The following is a 23,087-nucleotide window of genomic DNA, read 5'->3' as shown; positions in this document are numbered from 1 at the left end:
AAATAGAACAAGAAAAACATTCTCTTGAAAGTGAATCTATCAAACAAAAACAAAACCTTGAGAAGCTAAGGTCAGAAAAAGATGATCTTGAAAAGACCCAATCTAATTATGATGCTATCCTAGCTGAAATAGAACAAGAAAAACTCAACCTGTTAAAATATCAAAAATTAAAAGATTCACTTCGATTGGAAAATGATAACCTGATCAAATCCAAAGAACAATGTCTAGATTTAATTAATTCTATTACTAAGGAAAAACAAATAATTTCCACTTTAAAAAAAGATGAACAAAAAAAACTCATCAAACAAAATATTCTTGCAAAACAATTAAAAAAAGAAAAAGATGAATATGAAAAATTAAAAATAAAACAAGTAAAAGATGAACAAAAAATAAAGAAACAATATTCCAAATCCACAACTAGATCTAAATCATCAAAAACAAAGACTATCAAACCTAAAAAATCATCAAAAACAAAGACTATCAAACCTAAAAAATCATCAAAAACAAAGACTATCAAACCTAAAAAATCATCAAAAACAAAGACTATCAAACTTTAATTAAAAATTGTTCTAACTTGAAATATTCAATTATCTTTGTTTGAATTATCTTTTTTAAAGCAAATCCTACAGTGTATTCTCTTATTCTATATCACGATATTCTATTGTTATTGATATTATCTAAGATATTTTTAAAATATTTTCTTAATTATGTTACTTAGTTTTGGCACATATCCACAAAAAACACTTCTTTGTTGACATTAATACAATGTATTTTGGTAATTCAGTTAAATCAAGAAATGTAAAAAGTTTGTTTATTTACTAGTCTTTTCTCTTTTTAACGTCTGATTTAGGTGGATTAAGCGACCAGAAAAATAACGCAAAACAAATCGGAATCATAATCAGAACAGCTGCCACAATAGATATGGTGTAAAACATGGGATCTAGTCCTGGAATAAATGGTCCTGGAAACACAGCATAAAGCCACAAGAATGCAACAAATATCAAAACAACTTTGTTTTTCTTTACTATTTTTTTCCAACCAAGTCTCTTCTTTGAAATATAGCATTCTTTGCATCTTGTCCTGTCATCAGTCATACATGATGTACAGCAATCTTTCTCGCAAAAATAGCATATCCTGTCGCCAAATGATGATCCACAATAGTTACATTTGAACACTAATCTGGATCTATCTCATCAGATTTATCTCTTTTTCAAAAATTATCAATTTTTATTAATTGCCGATTTTATCATCAATTATGGCTGATTGCTGTATTTGCAAATTGGTACCTGGCATTTTGAAAATTAAAGATGGAAATCCAAAGTACATTGGAAAGCCAGTATGTAAAGAGTGTGAAGGGTATCGAAAATTACTCAAAGAAACCAAGTAGACTTTACTCTTTTGTCTTGTTCTTTGCAGCCCAGTTTTCATACATTTTGATTAGTTCATCAACATCTGTCCCATCTTCTGAATACGTGACAATTACTCCAAATGTTCCCTTTGTGTCATGTCCTCTTGCAAAATATCCCCAGTACGAGTCTGGCAGTTTTGCAAAACTACCTGAATCATGAGATACCCCAATCAAATTATTCCCAATTACTTCGACTACTTTTTTTGCATCTGTCTGCTCTATCATGATATTGTAAAATCTTGATGCAATAAAAATTGATAATTTTTAACTAATCTAAAAATGGATTGTCAAACACTCCGTTTGCTAGCATGGCCATCATTGATATTGCCATACTGGCTCCTGCTAGAATTCCAATTAATACTAAAGCATCTTTTTTGTTCATCATTCTTCAACTATGGATTTAGTCTATCTGGGTCTCGTGGATATAAGACAACTTCGCGGACATTGTCAATTCCAATAAGCGTAGTCATCAGCCTGTCTAAACCCATTCCCCATCCAGAATGTGGTGGCATTCCCCAATCAAATGTCTTGAGATGGTCTGCAAACTGGGCAGGATTAAGTCCTTGTTCAGCCAGTCTATTTCTCAGAGTTTCAGGATTATGCAATCTGGTTCCACCAGATGCCAATTCTAAATATCCATACTGTAAATCAAATGAGCGTGACAGTGTTACATCTTCATCCTTTTCTCTGATGTAAAATGGTTTTAGCTTCATTGGCCAGTCAATTAAAAAGAAAAACCCTGGATGGTTTTTACCAATTATTCTCAGATGCGAATCTAACAAATCATCTCCAAAATCTACTTTTTCACCTTCTTTTTTTAATTCGTCAATACACTGTGTGTATGTTATTCTTTCAAATGATGATGATGGAACTTTAATTTCATATTCAATTAATTCCTGTTCTTTTTTGCAATTCTTTGATGTAAACTTGTATACTTCTAAGACTAGTGATTCTAAAATATTCATAACATCATTGTAATCCATAAATGCCGCCTCAATATCTATACTTGTAAACTCACTGAGATGTCGTCCTGTATGAGAGTGTTCTGCTCGATAAAAGTTTGAAATCTCAAATACTCTCTCAAGTCCAATTGTCATCTGCTCTTTGTATAATTGAGGACTCTGTGCAAGATACGCAGTTTTTCCAAAATACTCTAGTGAAAATAAATCAGCCCCTCCTTCACTTGCACTGCCAATAATTTTTGGCGTTGTAATCTCGATGAATTTTTTCTCTGCTAATGTTTTACGTAATGATTGTAATACGTGATGTCGTAACTTGAATATTGACGCTGTTTTCTGGTTTCTCATATCTAACGCACGATGATTTAGTCTTGTATCTATATTACTTTCCAGTCTTCCAATTGGGTCTACTGGTAATGGGTGAACTGCTTTTCCTAAAACTTCGATCTCATCAGCTTTGATCTCAAATGCAAAGTCATGAGCCTTAGTTTCTTGTACCGTCCCTTTGACGCTAACAACACTCTGACGATTAATCTCAGGGAGTTTGTTATTTAGTTCTCCTTTTACTATGACTTGAGAAATTCCTGATACATCACGAAGTGTAATAAATGACATCTTTCCTAGTTTTCTAAGATCTTCTATCCACCCACCAAGTATTACCTGCTTTCCAATTAGTTCAGTAGTTAGTTCTGAAATGTCGTGGGTTTTTACAAAGATCATGTTATCTTTTATCCTCAAATTCTATCTCAATGTCAAGGTTTCGGGCATCTTTCACAATTTGTATTACTTTTTGTGTGTCAATTGGGAATTTTGGGGTCCATTTTCCAGATACTACTGCCTTTGTCTTTTGAACTCCACCTGGAGCCCATACTACATTAATTGACAATATCTTGGTTGGAAAGAATAGATCTTCAATGAATCGCTTGTCTGTCTCATCTGCCTCTACAAGCCAAATCTTTCCCTTGAATTGGTTTTGAAATTGTCTGTACAGTGTACGACTTTGCCTTATTTTCATAATATTGTTTTTTGCCAGTGACAAAACAAAATTTCCATCAAACTCTTTGCAAGAATATAGCATAAAATCCTCGATCTCTTTGTTTGATCTTGCAAGCTTTGCCAGAATTATAGATGCATCCACATCTGCCTTTGTAAGTTGGCCCGATTCTACTTTACTTTCACATTGGGGACAGAGAATTGAATTTTTTGCATCAAAGCCACAGATTGGAAGTATCATTTGAATCGACTTTTTAATTCCAATAATCTTGTTTATATCCCTTAGTGTAAAACAAAAATTCTACCTCGGATCTAAAGAATACATGGTACTCATATCTGTAAATGGCCTCTCAACAAAATATGATTCTACAAATGGCCCTGTATATGCAGTTGATGATGTTGATTTTGAATTAAAGGACGGAGAATCAATAGGAATTGCAGGAGAGAGTGCATGTGGTAAAAGCACCTTAGGATTGTCTATAATTCGAATGCTTTCAGGTGGAAAGACAAAAGGTACGATATTATTTGATGAAGAATCTCTTTTGGGGCTGTCTGAGTCAGATTTTAACAAAGAATTTAGATGGAAAAAAATCGCCATGATTTTTCAAGGTGCGATGAACTCCCTAGATCCTGTCTTTACAATTAATGAACAATGTCTTGAAATAATAAAACAACACAACTTTGCTGGTGATTCTCAAAAAATAATTTCAGATGCTATGAATGCTGTTAGTTTGAATGAATCTATTTTGAAAAAATATCCGCATGAGCTAAGTGGCGGAATGAAGCAAAGAGTGGTAATTGCTATGGCTCTTCTTCTAAAACCAAAATTTGTGATTGCCGATGAACCAACTACAGCACTTGATGTCTTAATTCAGGCCCAAATTGTAAACTTGTTAAAGAATCTCAAAAAAGATGGTATGTCTTTTATGCTAATTACGCATGATTTGGCAGTATTATCTGAGATTGCTGAAAAAATTGGAATAATGTACGGTGGTCAAATAGTAGAGTTTGGCTCATCTCAAGAAATTTACAAAAATCCAAAACACCCCTACACTAAGGGTCTCTTGGAATCCATTCCCACGTTGAGCGGAAACATTCCAAAATATATTAAAGGAATTCCTCCTAGCTTAGTTGATCCTCCAACTCAATGTAGATTTTTGGAAAGATGTCCTGTGGCAGTTGAAAAATGCAAACAACTTCCACCAAAATTTAAAACTGAAACTGGTTATGTACGATGTTGGTTATATGAATAATTATTTTAATTTAAGATATTCCTCGTCGATTTTTTTTAAATATACTTCTTGAATGTTTGAAATCTCTCTTGCTACTGTGTTACTGCAAAGTATTTTCGCATATTCTATTAGTTCTGCATTTTTCTGCGTCTCTTCAAATTTTTCAATTTTTTTAAACGACTCTTGTTCATATCTCATTATTTCTTTGAATTCTTTGCTGATCTCTTCTGCTTTCATGTTTTGGTAATCTTTTGAGTTTGATTTTCTAAATGTGATCTCGTTGATTAATTTTTCAATCTCATCCGATTCTTCCATGTTTTTTTAAAAAACAGGCAGAATAAATTATTTTTGTCTTTTCTTTTTATGCTCTAAAATATGTTTTAGTCCTTCTGTCATTTACAGTGAATCCAAATCAATTTGACAATAGGAACACTTCAAATCTTAAGAGAATTTCTTCACTATCGGTAAACACGAATCAATTATCCTTAATACTTCTGATCTAATTACTTTTTTGTCAATTGACACCCAAACTCTAGACTTGTCTATTGCAAAAGAGATAGTCTGAACTTTCTTTCGCTCCTCCCACACAAACTCTATCTCTCCTAGATTTTTATCAAAGAATCCTTCAAGATCTGTCTTCATTGCAATGTGTGAAAATTGATGTTGGGTATTTTTTTCATCTAAAAGTGGAATCAAGTCTACTCTTCGTCCATATGCTAATAGTACACCATTCTCACCAATCACGCCTACAAATCTAATATACGGACTAATTGCAATTATTGCATTACAAATATCTTCAGAGTCTTTCTTTTCCATTTGCTGTGTTGTTAAAAGGATGATATTTTAATGATTTTACTTCTAGTTTTAATTAAATACTGCCTATAACCAAGCCTGATTTGTGGATTTTATTGACCTGTTTCCATTTGCGCCGGAAGTGGGTTATCTCAGTCTATCTTTAGTGAATTTCTTTGGCTCTCTAATCCCATTTGTTCCATTGCCTGGATTTCTGCTTTTAGCAACCATGTCCGTAGGTGATACATTTGATCTTCATATCTTGGCATTATCATCTGCAATTACTGCTACTGCTGCAAAACAAATAATCTTCTATGTAAGTTATGGAGGAAGAAAAATTATCAATGAAAAGACTAGAAAACGAATGCGTCCATTTGAAAGATTAGTTAAAAGATATGGCGCAGCAGCTGCATTTTTTGCTGCTGCAACTCCAATTCCTGATGATTTGGTATATGTTCCACTGGGTTTGGCAAAGTATGATCCTAGACGATTCTTCATTGCAACTCTTACTGGAAAAATTGTTCTTAGTTATGTGATAGTTTTGATTTCTCATTATCTTGGACTGTCATTAGTAGAACCATTTCTTGAAAATATAGATGATGCAACTCCTGTATACATTGGAATAATTATTTTTGGAGTTATGATGACTGTGGCAATTGTGTTGCTTTTGAGATTAGATTGGGCAAGAATTCTTGGAAGATTTGCCCCTTGGACTTTGGATGAGAACCAAGAAGATTAAATTATTATTTTAAAATTCCACAATTTGTCTTTCGCTTCTTTGATTCCTATTCTTGGTGATGCAATGATTTTTTTTGGTTTTATTCCATCAGAGATATATAGTTTTGATTTTTTTGTCAAATCCAGACCGTAAAGTTCTTTTGTTATCTGAAGTGCTTGTGCTAGTTTCGCAGGACCATTTGTAAGATTTTTCAAATTTACGTTATTTCTGTTTATTAACATCCTATCAATTCCTTTTTCAGGCTTTATTGCACGAATAAGCACTGCACCTGCTGCAATTCTTGGATTCCTTGCTACAATATTAAAACAATAATGCATTCCATATGTAAAATATACGTATGCAACACCAACTTTTCCAAACATTACCTTATTTCTATTTGTAATCTTTCTAAATGCATGACTTGCGGGATCATCTGTATGTCTGTATGCTTCAGTTTCTGTAATGATTCCTGATATTATTTGATTTCCTATTTTTCTAATAATTTTTTTACCTAGTATGTTTTTTGCAACAGTAACTGTATCATGTAAATAAAATTCTCTATGTAGTATACTCAATGTCTATTTGTATCTCCTTATTGTTTTTTAATTCATTTATTGTGTAAAATAATTTTTTAATATCGTTATTTAACACCGTTACTAATTCTTGATTATAAATTGTTGCAGCTGGATGAACTGTTAGAAAATATAACTGATTGTCCTTTCTTACCACTTTTCCTCGAAATTTTGTAATCTCAGAACCACCTAACATTGAATTAAATGCAGTATTTCCCAAAACACAAATTATTTTTGGTTTGATTATGGAAATTTCTTGTCTGATATAATCCTGGCATGTCTCTCTTTCAATTTTATTTGGAACTCTGTTGTTTGGAGGTCTGCATTTTACAATGTTTGTAATGTACACTTCTTTCCTTGATACATCTGCTTCTTCAAGTGCATCTGAGAGTTTTTTACCTGCAACTCCTACAAATGGTTCCCCTTTTTTATCTTCATTTCTTCCTGGTGCTTCTCCTACAAAAACCACATCTGATTGAAAATTGCCTTTACCTGGTACGGCTTTTGTTCTTGTCTTACATAGTTCACATTTTATACAATTGATTACATTTAGTTTGATTGTTTCCAGACTCATTTAGTTTACACTCTTTACTGTTGCAGTTCCACGTATGGTTGGTCCACCATTACCCATTATCATTGATTGCATTGGATCTCCTTTGCCACAATTAGTAATTGGTCTTATTGTAAAGTCATCACCACATGCATCAATTGATTTAAAGAATTCAGGTGCTGTTCCGATAACAATAACGTCTCTTAGTAAATCTGTTATCTCACCATCTTTGATTTTTTGGGCATATTGGCAGGAAATACTCCAATTATATCGCTTCATATCTATTGATGGAATTTTCATATTTGAAATAAAATACCCATTTTTTACCTCCTTGATCATTTCATCTACTTTCCAATCCCCATTTTCTATACATGTACATGCCATACGAATCAATGGCATAAATCTGTAGTTTGTTGCTCTCATGTTTCCTGTTGGCTGTGTATCAAATGTTACGGCCGTCTCTCTGTTTTGCATATGATTTTTCAATACTCCTTTATCAATCAGGGTTGTTTTTTTGGTTTTGATTCCCTCGTCATCAAAATAATACCATCCTAAACTTTCTTTGATTGTAGGATCATCAAATACATTCAATTCATCAGATCCAATCTTCTGACCTACCTTTCCTTTCCACCATGCACCTCCTGCCCATGCCATCTCTTTTCCTAAAACTCTGTCTGCTTCTGATGGATGTCCTAATATTTCATGTGTTAGTAATGACACAAAGTCTGGATTCATTATTACTGTTCCTTTCTCTTCTTTCGTAGGTTTTGCATCTAATAGCTGTGACGCTTTTAATGCAATTTCTTGTGCGCTGTAATGAATGTTATTTGTGATTTGTTCTAATCCTCCTCTACCTCCTTCTGTAATGTTTACTGACTGTGTTAATCCTGATTCATGAGATGTAGCAATCATGTCTACCACAACATCTGTAAAATTTTGAATAATTTCAGAGCCTTCACTGTTTACAAAATACTTTGAATTGTTTGTATACCACGGACTTACAGTTGATTTGATAATTCTTGGTGTATTTGAAATAATTTCACTGCACTCCATTCCAATTTTTACTAATTTCTCTAAATCTGGTTTTTTTAAAACTGGGAAATCTATCTTTGTTTTATCTGGATAGTTTGGATAAATATTATTTTTATTTCTGGTGTTGTATGATATATTTTTAATTACAGAATCTATTACATCTTTAATTTGTTCAAATGATTTTGGATTTGTAATTGAGCAAAACCCCCATATTCCTTCTTTATTTAGTCTGATTCCTATCCCTCTATCGTTGGTTGTTCTGATATATTCCACATCTTTATTTTCTAATAATACTGATTTTCGTTTCTGTGTTTCTGCTCTGACATCACAATACTGTATTCCAGAACAACCAGCATATCTGACTGCTTTGTCTGCAAATTCTTGTAACTCTGAATCCATAATTTAGTTAATTCTAATATGTCCTAAATCTTCCGGTTTCTAATGATTTGAAATTGCAGGCATGGTAAAGTAATACTCGTCTTCGAAACCATAGTCAGTTGTACCTTTTTTTCGTAAGAATTCAAAATATTCTGTACAATTTTTGTAAAATTCCCTATTTTTTACATTGATTTGTTCCATACTGTATTTATTCAAATCAGCATTTTTTCACAAGAGTGAGTGTTTTTAGTTCTGAAAGTCTGTTTTCTTTAAGCAAAACTTGAGGTAATTTTGTCTACTCAGAAGAGTTCCTTGGAATTCTACATGAATGATAATAATGTCAAATTGAATTTGAGAAAGTAATTTAGGTAATACAATTATTGAGACTTGTTAGAACATGTCAAAAATTGTATGTGATACAAGTGTTATCATTAATGGTCAACTAATTACTCAGATAGAATCAGGCTCAATTAGAAATTCCGAAATTATTATACCTCAAGCTGTATTTGATGAATTACAATCACAAGCATCTGCAAATAATAAACAAGGATTTATTGGATTGGAAAAAATCTATAGACTCAAAGAATTATCTGGCAATTATGGTCTTGTGGTATCGATAAAAGGTGAACATCCATCAATTGAAGATATCAAACTTGCTAGTAGTGGTAGAATAGATGCCTTGATAACAGATTTAGCTAAACAACTCGATGCTACTCTTTACACTTCAGATAATGTTCAACATCTAGTTGCACGAGCTAAAGGTCTTGACTCGGTCTTTCTTCAACCTGTGATTAAAAATGAATCTATGGAATTTCTCAAATTCTTTGATTCAGAAACAATGAGTGTACATTTAAAAGAAAATCAACACCCAATGGCAAAAAAAGGAAAACCTGGGGAATTTTCATTAACTAAACTTAATGATAGTATCCTATCTAGAAGTTATCTTGAAATGATTTCATCACAAATTTTGGATTTTACTAATATATCTGATTTAAGCACGATTGAAATTTCCAAAGTTGGTGCGTCAGTAGTACAACATGAAGATTACCGAATAGCCATTACTTATCCTCCTTTTTCAGAATCTTTTGAAATTACAATTGTTCATCCTATTGTTAGGTTATCTCTTGATGATTACACCATTTCTGAAAAACTAATGACACGTTTTTCTGACAGTGCTGAAGGCATTGTGATTTCTGGAGCACCAGGTTCTGGAAAAAGTACTCTGGCATCAGGACTTGCAAATTTTTATCATAATCAAGGAAAAATTGTTAAAACATTTGAATCTCCACGTGACTTGCAAGTAGATCCTGGAATTACTCAATATAGTAAATTGGATGGAAGTTTTGATAATACTGCTGATATTTTACTACTTGTTAGACCTGATTATACAATTTTTGATGAAGTTAGAAGGAGAGAGGACTTTAGAACTTTTGCAGATCTGAGATTAACTGGAGTTGGTATGATTGGAGTTGTCCATGCAAATTCCCCCTTGGATGCAATTCAACGATTTATTGGAAAAATAGAACTTGGAATAATCCCAAATATTTTGGATACTGTGGTATTTGTTAAAGGTGGTGAAATTAAAAAAGTCTATGACTTGATGTTAAAAGTCAAAGTACCTACTGGAATGACTGAATCTGATTTGGCTAGACCTGTTATTGAAATTAGAAATTTTGAAGATAATGTGTTGGAACATGAAATCTACACGTTTGGAGAAGAAAATGTCATTGTTCCTGTTTTAGCTAAAGTTCAAAAATTTGGTATTGAAAAACTCGCTGAAGATAAGATAAAAGAAACTTTCAAAAAATATGATCCCAGAACGGAAGTTGAAATTCTATCTGAAAATAGAATAAAAGTAATGGTTGATAAACATTGTATTGCATCTGTTATAGGAAAAGGAGGTTCAAACATCAATGAAATTGAAAAATATCTTAATGTACACATTGATGTAGTTGAGAAGAATTCTGAATCTATATCTCTACCATCAAATAATTTACCATTTACTTTTTCAGAATCAAAAACAGCATTACTTCTAACTGTTAATCGTGAATTCACTTCAATGCATGCTGATATCTATGCGAATGGAAAGTTTGTATCTTCTGTAAGGATTGGTAAAAAAGGTCAAATCAAAATACCAAAACGTTCAGATATTGCACAAACATTGATTGATCTCTCATCCTCTCAAGGTGATATTCAAATATTTCTTAAAGATTTTTAAAATTTTCAATAATATTTGGGTTTGTTTTTAGAAATGTGGTAGATTTTCTTGATTGTTTGATTGCTTTATGATTATGATTAGTGCTATTACACTAGACCTTTCACGATATATTGATGGAAGTACATTATAACTAAAATGTTGTAGGATCTAAGACGATGAATTTTTAGAATATGAGAAATATCATACACCTTTGTCTCTATTAGATCTAAGATCATCTCTAATATTCCATTCTTGTACATGATCATGTACTTTCTAATTTATTAGTAGGATTGATTGAATCTAGTCTTTTGGAATTTTTAACTTCTATTACATTTGTTTCTAAACTTTGTCCGATATTTGAGTGCATTTTCGTGGTACTTTTGGTTATTCTTTATTGACTGCGTAGTGATGGTTATTGATCTTTGATTCTTAACTAATTCATTCTAAACTAAGATTGGAATGGTTGACCACCTAAAGGAACGACTAGAAAAAATAAGAAAATTTACAGATTCTGCCAAGCGTCGAGCAAATTTGTATGGTGAAATTAGCGGGATTGATAGTAAAAGTACATCATCCTCTTTAGGTGTGCTTCAGAGGGCACCTGCACCTGGTAAAAAACTCCAAAAAATTGGATTTTTGATGGTGTGGATTCCAGAACCTACTGGTGTCACAATTGCTCTTGGAGGTCCCTTGATACTTGCAGGAAGATACCTTGACAAAAAATATAACGGTTCAACCATTCATGATATTGGTCATGAAACAAAAAATACAATTTCATCAATAAGCGACTTTAGGAATTCTGTCATGTGATCTAACTTAGTTTTTAAATGGACTTGCACAAACCCTGATATGACTACTAGGAATCAAGCATTGATACCAATTACAATAGCTGCTGTAATTGTTGGCATTGTCGGATTAATTTCCCTTCCAGGTGATAGTAAATTGGAATCTGTTGAATTTCCTAGGGGGACAATTAAGATTGATAACATTCCTATTGAGGTACAAATTGCAGATACTGAACCAAGACGCGTTCGTGGATTGATGTTCCAAGATCAATTATCTTATGATCAGGGGATGATATTTGTATTTGAGGAACCCGGACTTTACTCTCTTTGGATGCTTAACATGCAATTTTCACTTGATATGATTTGGTTTGACGAGGATGGGAAAATAGTCCACATCGAAAAAGACGTACCTCCATGTAAATCTGCACTTGAAATTGCTACTTGCCAAAGTATAATTCCTGATGATAAGGCACTCTATGTTCTTGAAGTTACATCTGGATTTATTGATCTTCATAATATTAACAAGAATTCTACATTGACTATAATTTCAATTTAAAATTACAAATCCTTATCTTGTAATATTTTTAAATGGTTTATATGAATAAGAAAATTTTAATTCCTATCGTTATCATCTCTTTAATATTTGTAATTTATCTAGATTTGATATCGAAAAACACATCAATTGAAACTCCTGAAAATGCCTTTATTTATTCTGATGTTGAAACAATTCAAAAAATTCTGGCCACCAAAAATATTTTGATGTCTTCTCCCTCTGTTATCGCTGATCATACTGTCAAGCAATACTGTACCTTCTTTGATAATGAAGGTGTGCAACAGTTTGTATCTTACTGCATTACCACTGCCATCTTGGATTCTGATGGAAAACCTTTGGGAAATATCAACATGGGTGGAAATTCAATTGAGCCTAGTATGGCACTTGCAATAATTCAGACTGGTCCGTCTTTTGATTCAAAAACTGAAGATATTGAATTTATTTTTGAAACTATGATCGAGACATTGGTGTGTGACTGTTGGGCAGAAAAGCAACCAGGTGGATTTGAATCTGTTTCTACATGGCTTCATGCTGCTGAGCAACAATATTATGATTCTTCTCAGCCTGCCCTTATATCAAAAATTAATGGATTAAATCAAAAACAATTAGTTTTGGAGATCACCACTTCTGAAAATTCATATCTTTGGACCTTGATTGTAATAAGGTAGCCTAATTATATACAACAAAATTATTTGATTGACAATTACTATGATTGATCAGTTATGGTTTATTCTTTTGGGCTTTGCAGCTGGAATTCTTGGCTCTATGATTGGACTTGGTGGTGGTATTATCCTAGTTCCAGCATTGACTTTTCTAGGATTTCCACCCACTGCTGCTGCAAGTAACAGCCTTTTTGGTGCATTAAGTAATTCGGTGGCATCTACTATTTCATACTCTAAACAAAAGAGAATTGTTTATTCATTAGGCTTAAAGCTTGGATTACTTTCAATCCCAGGAACTGTCTTAGGTGCATTTCTTTCCACTGATATAGCGCCTGATATTTTTAAAATTTTATTTGGATTTGTATTGATTGCGTCTGCTGTTTACATTTTTGTACGAAAAAAAATTGAGACTGTTGAAAAAACTCTTTCAGTTCAGATGATGATATTTGCAGTGGGTGCTAGTTTCTTTGCAGGGTTAATTTCCTCATTTTTTGGAATTGGTGGAGGGATTATCTTTGTACCTCTTATGGTAGTTGGGATGGGAATGACAATGAAAAAAGCAGCTCCAACATCACAACTGATATTATTATTTTCATCATTATCTGGAGTGATTATTCATAGTATCTTGGGACATCCTGATTTTATTCAAGCAGGATTGTTGTCGATTGGGTCTTTTATTGGCGGGTTGGTTGGTGCAAGATTGTCTCTAGATGTAAAAGAACGTTATTTGCAAATTATTGTATCTGTTGTAATTTTAATTGCTGCAGGAAAATTATTTCTAGATTCTCTAAATAACAATCTAAATTTCTTTGGATTTTAGCATTGGATGTTTTCTAATTTTGTCTATTCTGAAACAAAACGGTACATCTAGTATGAAATTTAAAAAAACATTCAGGAATAGTTCGATGCATAATAAACAATAAAGGACACGGTAAACAATTTTCAGAACTTGTCATTCTTGCAGGTAGTCTCATTTAGACCAGCATTCACAATTATGGAATGTAATATAAACAAAATTTTACTTTAAGTATACGTCATTCTTATGTTATTGTATTTTTCTAAATGCTTAATTTGCAGGAATAGTTTGATTTCTTTTTGACTATTATAGACATACTTAAAAGTATTCTAGCAGTTTTGATACTCTACAAATACCCAATATCTTTTTGATTTATAGTTACATCTTCAAAGTGTTTTTAACTAGCGTACCTACAACTCTGACACCATGATATCGTCTGATCTGAAATTACCATACGGAATATGTTATGGACCTCATAGAGACGGTCAAGACCCAACACGAAACATACATCCAAATGAAATGGATCTTAATCAAGATGTTATATTTTTGAGTAAACTAACAAAAAGAATTAGGACTTATTCCTCGCAAGGTATATCGGATGTAATAAAAAACCTTGACAAAAATAAAGTTAAAGTAAATCTTGGTATTTCTCTAGATGTTAACAGTCCTACCAATAGTGAAATTGAGGTAAGCAACGCAAAAAACATTCTGACAAAATACAGTGACCTAATAGATTGTATTACTGTGGGAAATGAGGTTTTGGCTCAGGTCATATGGGATTCTCATTTAGACTTAGGCAATGTAACTCCAATGATCAAAAATAAATTAGACAAAATAAAAACAACTCAAATAACGCCTTACATAGCTGATCTTAAAAAGGCAGTATCTCAATCCAACAATAAGAATATTCGCGTTACTACTGCAGAGCCTTGGAGGATATGGCAGGATCATCAGGATCTTATAGATAATGTTGATGTCATAACCGCACATATCCATCCGTATTGGGATGGACAAGACATATCACATGCTGCAGACTATGTCCTTCAAACGTATAATGATGTTATGTCTCTTGGAAAGATTCATGGAAAGAATGTAATAATTGGTGAAACTGGTTGGCCCACACATGGGGCTAGAATTGGAAACGCAATACCCAGTCCAGATAATCAAAAAATATTTCTACAGAAATTTCTGAATATGATCGCTATTCCAGAATATTACATATTTGAAGCCTTTGATGAAAAATGGAAAGAGATGTATGGGTTAGTAGAAGGTCATTGGGGATTGTATGATTCAAAGGGAATGACAAAACATGATCTCAGCATTCTGTCTGGAATTTCATCTGAAAATAATTGGAGATAACATAACTATAATTTTTGCAAAACCTAGGCGTAGCGTAATGACATTCAAAAATAGAAAGTATTTCATAGATTTTTCATTTACTGTAGATGTATACTATTCAGATTCCTCTGAAGTTTGTGTTTTAATTTCTTGTTGTGATGTTGCGTGTTGGAGGGATTATGTTCCTAAGGGATTCTTTCATGGTTCCATTTTCGAAAAATAAACCCCAATGATTTTCCACATCATTTGGTCCATCTGGATTAAACTGTTCGGCTGGTTTCCATTTTTCATCAAATGCCTCAAACAAGAAATATTCTATTTTATTTAAATCTGTAATCTCTTTAAATTCTGAAATGAATCTTTGTTGGTTCTCGGGACTTGGAACTGCTAGTTTTATAACTTCTCCATCTGATGGCCAATTTGTCTCCCCGATTACTACATCTTTTCCAAGTGTTTCTTTTACATATTTGTATTCTTCTAATGCTTTGCTTGATGCATTATTGATATGCACACCATTAAAGTAAGGATAATAATTAATCATTACATAATCAACATGCTTTGTAATTTCTGGATGTTCAAGCCAATTCCCAATAGGCTCTGAAATAGTAATAGTACATGTAGGATTTAGTTTTTCTCTTGTTTTATTGAGATATTGTATGATCTGTTCTTCATTTAGATTTCCCCTGTACAATCCCTCATTTTCAACAATGATGGTGTAAATCCCGTCATTCTTGTTAGCCATTTGTACTGCTCTTTCTATTTTGTCATAATCTGTTTTATCGCCTGTTAATAGTAATGTGATTGCAGTTTTCAGTCCATATTTTTTGGCAATTTCTGGAATAAATTGATTATTTCCTGTTATTCCATAGATTCTAATTTTCTCTGTTATAGAACTAAGTAATTTTATGTCATTTTCAATTTCGTTCAAACTTGGATGAATATTAGTAAGTGGCGATTGATCTTTTCTGTAAGGACTATATGCAATACCTGAGAGTTTTGTTTGTTCAGGATCTATCTGTAACTCATGGATATTTTTTATATCTAAAAAATCAGATGTCTTGTTTTTATCTGATATGTCTTCAGTTTTATTAACAATGTCTTTATTATTTATTAATGTTATTTTTTTTGCAGTCTCTACTACTGACTCTATTTTGGGTTTTACTGTGTCAAAGAAATTAGTGTATGTAATAATCAGTCCTGATATGATAACAATGATAATTATTCCTGTAATGATGCCTTTACTCAATTGGTAACATGTATTTTCACGGTAATTAAATTTTGATAATAAATAACGACTGATTACACTGCTATCTAAAATCTTATTACTATTTCAAAAAACAAAATATGGTTGTGATTAATCTCTGTTAATTCATCTTTGTATTAAAGTTAACATTATTTATATTCTTCTTATATTATGATCATAGAAATGTCTTTATCTTTAATGATATTCTTTACTGATTATTTTATTTTGTATATTTTTGTTTATTTCATAAATTCGTTTTAATAATTTTATGTACTTTTGATAAACTACCTGTCAACATAAAATTAACAAATTGATTTGAAAATAACATGATGTCTATTAAGCTGTTTACACTATTATCAAAAATTATTTTTAGCAATTTTATCTTTGGGAATTTAATTATTTTTACAAACTTAAAATAGCAAATTTCAATTTTATATTCCTCTAACTATTACATGTAACTGAAAACTACTCATTATTGAGATTTTCCTTATTTGCAGATAGTTTAGATCAATTAACTGTACACAACAATTCTATTTGACAGATAAAAAACATAGATACACAATGTTGTGTTCCTATTGTTATTATGCCATCTATACTTGAGAAAATTCATATCCTCATTGTATGTGTTCAAAATTGAAGCCATATTTTCTGTAATTCAGATTATAATTAGTTGAAGATTAGCATATTGTGTAACCAGGTAAAATGAATTATTGAATTGGACTAATCTGTAACAGAATATTTATTATTTCTGATCTGTTGTGAATGTTTTCTAGGAAGCTAACCTTTAATTGTGTTTATATATGTGAAATTATCTGTTTGTGAATATGGCTATAATTGGATTGGATATGGGAACATCTTTTGTAAAATGTGTGTTTGATGATGGCCGATTCACTTTTCCTGCAATATACGCTTATACCAATCGACAAAAATGGGATGATGATAAAACATTATTGATGGGAGTTGGAGATGAGGCACTAAAGGTGGCAGCATATCCAAACTCTGTAATAATTAGACCCATCATTGAAGGAAGACCCGTCCATAAAAAAGGAGTAGAAGAACTTGTCAAAGAAACAAAAAGAAGAATGGATGTGATGTCTGAATCCAAAGAAAAGGGTAGAATTAATACAATTGTAGTTGGACTTCCATATGATGCTGACAATTATAGGGAAACCCTGTCTGATATCATAAATAACACTCTTAATCCTGAAAACTGCGTTATCGTCCCACAAGTAATTGGAACATTGGAATCTATTGGAAGAAAAAGTGCAACAGTGATGAATATTGGTCAAGGTACTACAGAAATAGTAGCATTTGAAAACATGAAGACAATCTCAGGACAATCTGTAATGCATGGATGTGATTTCTTAACGAGAGATTTAGGAGAATTTGCATTCTTAGACTCTACAGTGTATAATCAATACAAAGATGAATTAACACCTAGAATTGAAATGCTAGCTGACATGTTAGTAAATAGACTGGAAAACTTTATGTCAGCACTAAAACCAATGTATGAATGTTCACAAACAGTAGTATTGTCTGGTGGTGGAATATTGATTCCTGAACTCAAAGCCGCAATTTTGAAAAGAATTAATGTTAAGGTCGAAGTACCTAATGATCCAGTCATGAGTAATGCTAATGGCCTTTACAAAATAGCCACTAGACACGGTATTGTCTAACACTGTATTTTTAATTGAATTCAAATATTGAAGTTTTAGTCTCTTTTAACATATATGAATTTACTAGTTTTTCAAATTATCATTTCTTTTTTGGAGGATCATCTGTAAACTATGTGAAAACAGAAATTACAATAACAAATACGTCTGTAGACTACAATCCTCTAAGTTTATTCATGCTCAACTTACATCCAATTTTTATCATCTTTGGTAGATGAGAAATAAACAGAATCAAACTATGTACAAGATTATGTTAATGGCAATATTGTTTTATGGCTGTAAGTGATTAATATCTATTGATAATAATTATAATTTGCTGAAAGATTTTAAGTTGGAATAAAATATTCACTGTGTGAAGATTCTAACCCTTGATGATTTTCAATTGAGTGGAAAAACTGTTCTTTTACGTGTTGACATGAATTGCCCTATTGATCCTGTAACTGAAAGGATTTCATCCACAAAAAGGATAGAGGAGACAGTCGAGACCATCAAGGCACTAGATAATGCAAAATTAGTCATCATATCCCATCAGGGTAGAGTGGGAAGTAGGGATTATGTTGGAATGGAGCAACATGCAAAAATTCTGGAGACTTTGCTTGGAAAGAAGATCATATATGTTCAAGATGTGATTGGTTCATTGGCCCAGTCTGAAATAAAAAAAATGAAAGATGGGGACATCATACTGTTGGATAATCTGAGATTCTGTGCTGAAGAGAATCATGAATTCTCTCCAGAAAATGCAGCAAACACAATAATGGTGAAAAGATTAGTCAATCTGTTTGATTTGTGTATTTTAGATTCGTTTGCTAGTGCGCATAGAGCGCATCCGTCACTTGTGGGATTTTCACATGTATTACCTACATGTGCTGGAAAAAATGTAGAACGTGAGGTAAAAAAACTGGATGAAATATTGACAGTTACAAAGGCACCTCACGTGATTATACTTGGTGGTTCAAAAATTGCAGATAGACTTGAAGCAATTAAAATGTTAATTAAAAAAGGTAGAGCTGAGCAAATTCTACTTACTGGTTTGATTGGTAATGTTTTCATGCGTGCGCAAGGACGTATCAAATACCCCCTTGGAATCCCTATGGAAGAAGAAGTAGTTGCAAAAGCACACACTTTGATGGGAGAATATCCAGACGCATTTTTCACACCTGTAGATATTGCAATTAGTAAAGACGGAGATCGAATAGAAATGGATGTAAGATATCTCAACACAGGGGATCAAATTTTGGACCTGGGTCAAAAAACAATACGATACTATTCACAATTGATAGCAAGTGCAGGTACTATTTTTATCAGCGGTCCTGCAGGATTTTTTGAGAATGAAAAATTTACTTATGGTACAAAATCTCTTTTAGAAGCAATTACAAATTCCATGGCTACTACTATAGTAAGCGGGGGGCATCTCACATCAGCACTAAAAAGATATGGATTAACAGAAAAAATCACTCACATTAGTACTGCTGGCGGCGCACTTGTATTGTATCTGACTGGAGAAAAACTTCCAATGATTCAATCACTAGAAAATGCAGCTAAAAGATAAAACATGAAAATATTACTTTATTGTATACACTAAACTCTAAAAAAATACTCTAATCTGGATTTCTTGTATTGTAATATGTTATTTCTAATAGATCTGGCGATCTATTGTGTTCTATAACGAGTAAAACCTTGATAATTTCTAAATAATATGGAATCAATCAAATTAAATATCACAAAAATATTGAGAATTTATCCATGTTAAAATTTCAAGGTAAAATCGCTCTAATTACAGGTAGCGGAACCGGCATAGGTCAAGCCATTGCCAAGAAATTTGTAGAAAATGGAGCAAGTGTAATAATTCTTGGAAGAAGACGAGAACCATTAGATGAAACATCAAAGATTCTAGAAAAGATTATCGCTGAAAAAAATAGCGGCGCACATGTTAAAATTTTTTCAGGAGTAGATGTAAGTGATGAATTGCCAATGAACGACATGTTTGAATCCTTAAAAAAAGATAATGTTACAGTTGATTATATTATAAATAATGCAGGGGTTTCTGGTCCTGTTACATGTTTTATGAATGCGTCATTGGATGAATTTAAAAGTACAATTGGTATTCATCTAACAGGTACTTTTTGGGGTTCAATTCAAGCATTAAAAGTAATGAAAGAGGGAGGAAAGATTATTACAATTTCAACATTCTTTACAGAAGAACGTCCACTAGAACAAAGACCATATAGATTTAGAAGTCCATATACTGCATCACAAGGAGCAAAGAATAGATTAGCAGAGTTAATGTCATGGGAGTTAACAGATAAAGGAATAATATCTATTGCAACAAATCCAGGTCCAGTTCATTCAGATAGAATTTACAAGACAGTTTATCCAAAAGCTGCAGCAGAATTTATGAGAGTAAGTGGATTTGAAGATTTAGTTCCAACTCAAGTAGATGCTGCAAACAGAGAATTACTTCCATTATTAGGTGAAGATGAAAATGTTATCAAAGAAGGGATTTCTAAAGCTGCACAAAAACTTGCAAATGGAAAAGATATATCAAAACTAACTATCACATTTACAAATTTACTAAATAAAATTCAAAGTATTGCAGAAAAAGTACAAAACAACACATCACATATGATTGCAAACCAAGAGTTTCTATCACAAGGACAAGTTGCAGAATCAGTTCTGAATTTATGTGATGATGAAATAGCAAAAATTCTAAATGGTAAAGTAATTCCAGGGGACAGGGTGTTTTATCCAGTAAAACCCCATATTGGGACTACTACACCAGGAGTTCATCAACCAGATTTTACAGGAAAAGCAGTGGTATTTACAATTGATGCCACCGATAAATCTGATGCTCAAAGAGTAGAATTTTTAGCACAACACATAGAAAAGAATGGAGGAAAAGTTGCATGTTTTATTTCACAATCAACCCCAACCGAACTACAAGAATACATCAGTGGAAAATTCCATTCGCATGTAGTAGATATCAAAAACCCTGACGAGGTAGCAAGATGGCTCAATACTGCCAAGACAAACATCGGTGAAATCCTAGCAGTTATCCACATTACAGGAAAATTACCTGAAGGATCAAAATTAACCAACTTGTCACGGGCAAAATGGGATGAACTTGTTGAGAAATTCATATCCACTCCAGCTACAATTGCTCAAAGAACCCTGGAGCAGTTTGTTCCTGGAGGGACTGATGATCCACGTCTTTACAAGGATACTAAAGGTGCAATAATGATCGTTGGTCCAGATTTACCCATTGGTAAAAAAGTAACAGGTACACAAAGAGCACAAGTCGAAGTTTTTAGAGGAGCATTAAGACCATTTACAACTACAGTTAATCAAGAATTAAGTGATGTGCTTGGCTCAAAAATCAGAATATTCACAATTTTTCCAGGATCAGTAACAGGATCAGAACCAAACAACCAAAGAATTGCAGATGCATTTAATTTTCTTGTTTCAGATAATTCTGCATCATCATCTGAAGTTACTTTTTGTGTTGATGAAATAAGAGAATAATGAAAAAATTCTCCGAGTTCAAAATCGGAGACTCATTCTATTCAACATGTAGTATTTCTGATAAAGAGATGGAAGAATACCTCAAATTTTCTAGAGTTAGAAATGCATTTCTGGAAAACAAAACAAGTGGTGAGCAACAACTGGTTTCTGGAAGGGCAATCCTTTCACGAATGGAAGGTGAGTTTACAAGACTAAGCCAAATTTATGGAAATCATATTATTTTTCTGGGGACAGATGGAGATCCTGATTGGGAAAATAGAAACACAAGATTCCTCAAACCATTTTATACAAACCAGGTGTTGAAATTAAAATTTACCATATCCTCAAAAGATGATATTGATGATGAATTTGGAAAAATCACGGTAGATTATGAAGGAACAACTTCAGAAGGTAAAACGATTGTTCTTTCAAAAAAAAATATCTATCGAATTAGAAAAGAGCCGCCAAGATAATAGATAAAAGGAATCTGACAGTGGCTTACAATCAATAGTATTTCAAACTAAATCTATGTCGTGAACAAAATACTTTGGTGACACACACTATAATTTGCGCATATTATTTGGACAGAGACTTTACAATATCTCAAATAGCGATTTGAAATAACAATGAGTACAATATCTTATGTTTTGACTAAAAATAGATGGACTATCTAATTAACTTCTGAGCATTTTTAGATAATTTATGAAATTCATAGAATTGTTACAACTCCTGTTTCAAACAGATTCAAATGTTTGCTTTCAATTTACAAAATGATATATTTTAAGTGTGATTATACTCAAAATCACTCATTGATTTTGAAAAGTATTATATCCGTCAGAATCTGGCATTATTGTAATTGACTGAAATATCTAGAATTTCTACTGGTATAGGGGTATTGGATAAAACACTGTCTGGAGGATTGATAAAAGGTGGAATTTATCTGATTAGTGGTGATGTTGGTATTGGAAAAACTACTGCTGCATTACAGTTTCTATTGAATGGGATTCAAGCAGGTGAGAAAGTAGCAATGTTCACAGACACCTCTCAGAAAAATTTGATAGAAGACATGCATTATTTAGGATTAGATATAGAAAGTCCAATTAATAATGGAACTTTGCTAATAATAGCACTCAGTCGTCAGTTTGAAGATTTAAAAAACAAAGTCATTGAAAGAAAAGAAAATCCAAACAAAGTCTTAACTAAGATTCTTTCGGAAATTAATAATACAGTTAAACAAAACAACATAAAACGTTTGGTTATTGATCCAATCAATCTTGTGATTATGCCATCTCCATCTGTATACACATATGCTAAAACATTGATATCTACAATTGGTGATCCCTCGTGCACCACAATCGTTACATCTGGTATTTTATCTCCTAATGATCCTAGCGTGTACAGCATCACAGAACATGTATCTGGCGTAATTATACTTTCATATGATGATTCTTTAAAAAGATCACGATTTTTTAGTATTAAAAAAATGAGGGGAACTTATTGCAATCCTGATCTTCATAAGTTTACTATTTTATTTGGAAAAGGTATCTGTGGTCCAGATGAAAAACCATCTGAGACATACATTCCAGATGAAAAACCATCTGAGACATACATTCCAGATGAAAAACCATCTGAGACATACATTCCAGATGAAAAACCATCTGAGACATACATTCCAGATGAAAAACCATCTGAGACATACATTCCAGAT

The 23,087-nt window shown here is 32.5% G+C and carries 25 protein-coding genes; 15 read left to right on the top strand and 10 right to left on the bottom strand.

Going from position 1 to position 23,087, the window contains the following annotated elements; translation table 11 throughout:
• The coding region (locus tag OEM44_10445) for a hypothetical protein (GenBank protein MDH3517211.1) at nt 1–557 on the top strand (557 nt) is incomplete at its 5' end.
• 261 nt (nt 558–818) lie between these two features.
• On the opposite strand, the gene OEM44_10440 is transcribed toward OEM44_10445, so the two are convergent.
• On the bottom strand, nt 819–1,094 hold the full coding sequence (locus OEM44_10440; GenBank protein ID MDH3517210.1) for a hypothetical protein: 276 nt from the start codon (nt 1,092–1,094) through the stop codon (nt 819–821).
• A 161-nt stretch (nt 1,095–1,255) separates the two neighbouring features.
• Between OEM44_10440 and OEM44_10435 the strand changes: the two genes are divergently transcribed.
• Nucleotides 1,256–1,387, top strand: a complete 132-nt coding sequence (locus OEM44_10435; GenBank protein MDH3517209.1) for a hypothetical protein — start codon at nt 1,256–1,258, stop codon at nt 1,385–1,387.
• A gap of 3 nt (nt 1,388–1,390) precedes the next feature.
• On the opposite strand, the gene OEM44_10430 is transcribed toward OEM44_10435, so the two are convergent.
• The 3 genes from OEM44_10430 to OEM44_10420 all read right to left on the bottom strand — a co-directional run bounded on the left by OEM44_10430 (nt 1,391) and on the right by OEM44_10420 (nt 3,601).
• Nucleotides 1,391–1,633, bottom strand: a complete 243-nt coding sequence (locus tag OEM44_10430) for a hypothetical protein (protein MDH3517208.1) — start codon at nt 1,631–1,633, stop codon at nt 1,391–1,393.
• Between the two features lie 167 nt (nt 1,634–1,800).
• Nucleotides 1,801–3,105, bottom strand: a complete 1,305-nt coding sequence (aspS, locus tag OEM44_10425) for an aspartate--tRNA(Asn) ligase (GenBank protein MDH3517207.1) — start codon at nt 3,103–3,105, stop codon at nt 1,801–1,803.
• Nucleotides 3,089–3,601: a transcription elongation factor NusA gene (locus OEM44_10420; GenBank protein MDH3517206.1), complete on the bottom strand. Its 513-nt coding sequence runs from the start codon at nt 3,599–3,601 to the stop codon at nt 3,089–3,091. Before OEM44_10420 ends, aspS begins: the two co-directional genes overlap by 17 nt.
• 82 nt (nt 3,602–3,683) lie before the next feature.
• On the opposite strand from OEM44_10420, the gene OEM44_10415 reads away from it, so the two are divergent.
• Nucleotides 3,684–4,613 (top strand): ABC transporter ATP-binding protein, encoded by a 930-nt coding sequence (locus tag OEM44_10415; GenBank protein MDH3517205.1) that lies wholly within the window; start codon nt 3,684–3,686, stop codon nt 4,611–4,613.
• Here the strand turns inward: OEM44_10415 and OEM44_10410 are convergent, their stop codons facing one another.
• Nucleotides 4,614–4,907, bottom strand: a complete 294-nt coding sequence (locus OEM44_10410) for a hypothetical protein (protein MDH3517204.1) — start codon at nt 4,905–4,907, stop codon at nt 4,614–4,616.
• Nucleotides 4,908–5,033: 126 nt separating this feature from the next.
• Complete coding sequence (locus OEM44_10405; protein ID MDH3517203.1) at nt 5,034–5,408, bottom strand: hypothetical protein; 375 nt, start codon at nt 5,406–5,408, stop codon at nt 5,034–5,036.
• Between the two features lie 82 nt (nt 5,409–5,490).
• Between OEM44_10405 and OEM44_10400 the strand changes: the two genes are divergently transcribed.
• Nucleotides 5,491–6,123 (top strand): VTT domain-containing protein, encoded by a 633-nt coding sequence (locus OEM44_10400; GenBank protein MDH3517202.1) that lies wholly within the window; start codon nt 5,491–5,493, stop codon nt 6,121–6,123.
• Here the strand turns inward: OEM44_10400 and OEM44_10395 are convergent.
• From OEM44_10395 to OEM44_10385, 3 genes are read right to left on the bottom strand one after another with little or no spacing between them, the layout of a single operon-like run.
• Nucleotides 6,120–6,677 (bottom strand): DNA-3-methyladenine glycosylase, encoded by a 558-nt coding sequence (locus OEM44_10395; GenBank protein ID MDH3517201.1) that lies wholly within the window; start codon nt 6,675–6,677, stop codon nt 6,120–6,122. The genes OEM44_10400 and OEM44_10395 overlap by 4 nt on opposite strands.
• Nucleotides 6,661–7,248 carry a uracil-DNA glycosylase gene (locus OEM44_10390; GenBank protein ID MDH3517200.1) on the bottom strand — a complete coding sequence of 196 codons (588 nt, stop codon included), beginning with the start codon at nt 7,246–7,248 and terminating at the stop codon, nt 6,661–6,663. Before OEM44_10390 ends, OEM44_10395 begins: the two co-directional genes overlap by 17 nt.
• The gene (locus OEM44_10385; protein ID MDH3517199.1) at nt 7,249–8,655 is read right to left on the bottom strand and encodes a TldD/PmbA family protein; all 1,407 of its coding nucleotides are present in this window, start codon (nt 8,653–8,655) and stop codon (nt 7,249–7,251) included.
• Nucleotides 8,656–9,031: 376 nt separating this feature from the next.
• On the opposite strand from OEM44_10385, the gene OEM44_10380 reads away from it, so the two are divergent.
• The 6 genes from OEM44_10380 to OEM44_10355 all read left to right on the top strand — a co-directional run bounded on the left by OEM44_10380 (nt 9,032) and on the right by OEM44_10355 (nt 14,986).
• Complete coding sequence (locus OEM44_10380; GenBank protein MDH3517198.1) at nt 9,032–10,852, top strand: PINc/VapC family ATPase; 1,821 nt, start codon at nt 9,032–9,034, stop codon at nt 10,850–10,852.
• 438 nt (nt 10,853–11,290) lie between these two features.
• Nucleotides 11,291–11,641 (top strand): hypothetical protein, encoded by a 351-nt coding sequence (locus OEM44_10375; protein ID MDH3517197.1) that lies wholly within the window; start codon nt 11,291–11,293, stop codon nt 11,639–11,641.
• A gap of 39 nt (nt 11,642–11,680) precedes the next feature.
• Nucleotides 11,681–12,172 carry a DUF192 domain-containing protein gene (locus tag OEM44_10370; protein MDH3517196.1) on the top strand — a complete coding sequence of 164 codons (492 nt, stop codon included), beginning with the start codon at nt 11,681–11,683 and terminating at the stop codon, nt 12,170–12,172.
• 41 nt (nt 12,173–12,213) lie between these two features.
• Nucleotides 12,214–12,837 carry a hypothetical protein gene (locus OEM44_10365; protein MDH3517195.1) on the top strand — a complete coding sequence of 208 codons (624 nt, stop codon included), beginning with the start codon at nt 12,214–12,216 and terminating at the stop codon, nt 12,835–12,837.
• 40 nt (nt 12,838–12,877) lie between these two features.
• A complete protein-coding gene (locus tag OEM44_10360) occupies nt 12,878–13,651 on the top strand; it encodes a sulfite exporter TauE/SafE family protein (GenBank protein ID MDH3517194.1) in 774 nt (257 codons plus the stop codon).
• Nucleotides 13,652–14,053: 402 nt separating this feature from the next.
• Nucleotides 14,054–14,986, top strand: a complete 933-nt coding sequence (locus tag OEM44_10355; GenBank protein MDH3517193.1) for a glycosyl hydrolase family 17 protein — start codon at nt 14,054–14,056, stop codon at nt 14,984–14,986.
• Between the two features lie 121 nt (nt 14,987–15,107).
• Here the strand turns inward: OEM44_10355 and OEM44_10350 are convergent, their stop codons facing one another.
• On the bottom strand, nt 15,108–16,211 hold the full coding sequence (locus tag OEM44_10350; protein MDH3517192.1) for a glycosyl hydrolase family 17 protein: 1,104 nt from the start codon (nt 16,209–16,211) through the stop codon (nt 15,108–15,110).
• Between the two features lie 821 nt (nt 16,212–17,032).
• On the opposite strand from OEM44_10350, the gene OEM44_10345 reads away from it, so the two are divergent.
• From OEM44_10345 to OEM44_10325, 5 genes are all read left to right on the top strand, one after another.
• Nucleotides 17,033–17,884: a rod shape-determining protein gene (locus tag OEM44_10345; GenBank protein MDH3517191.1), complete on the top strand. Its 852-nt coding sequence runs from the start codon at nt 17,033–17,035 to the stop codon at nt 17,882–17,884.
• Nucleotides 17,885–18,233: 349 nt separating this feature from the next.
• Nucleotides 18,234–19,430, top strand: coding sequence for a phosphoglycerate kinase (pgk, locus tag OEM44_10340; GenBank protein MDH3517190.1), 1,197 nt, complete (start codon nt 18,234–18,236; stop codon nt 19,428–19,430).
• A gap of 194 nt (nt 19,431–19,624) precedes the next feature.
• Nucleotides 19,625–21,400 carry an SDR family oxidoreductase gene (locus OEM44_10335; GenBank protein ID MDH3517189.1) on the top strand — a complete coding sequence of 592 codons (1,776 nt, stop codon included), beginning with the start codon at nt 19,625–19,627 and terminating at the stop codon, nt 21,398–21,400.
• Entirely contained in the window at nt 21,400–21,852 is a 453-nt protein-coding gene (locus OEM44_10330; GenBank protein MDH3517188.1) for a hypothetical protein, read from the top strand. The genes OEM44_10335 and OEM44_10330 overlap by 1 nt, the downstream gene beginning before the upstream one ends.
• Before the next feature lie 383 nt (nt 21,853–22,235).
• The coding region (locus tag OEM44_10325) for a hypothetical protein (protein MDH3517187.1) at nt 22,236–23,087 on the top strand (852 nt) is incomplete at its 3' end.

This window comes from Nitrosopumilus sp., assembly GCA_029862745.1.
In the GTDB taxonomy this organism is placed as follows: domain Archaea; phylum Thermoproteota; class Nitrososphaeria; order Nitrososphaerales; family Nitrosopumilaceae; genus Nitrosopumilus.
This window is presented reverse-complemented; position numbering and strand designations above follow the sequence as displayed.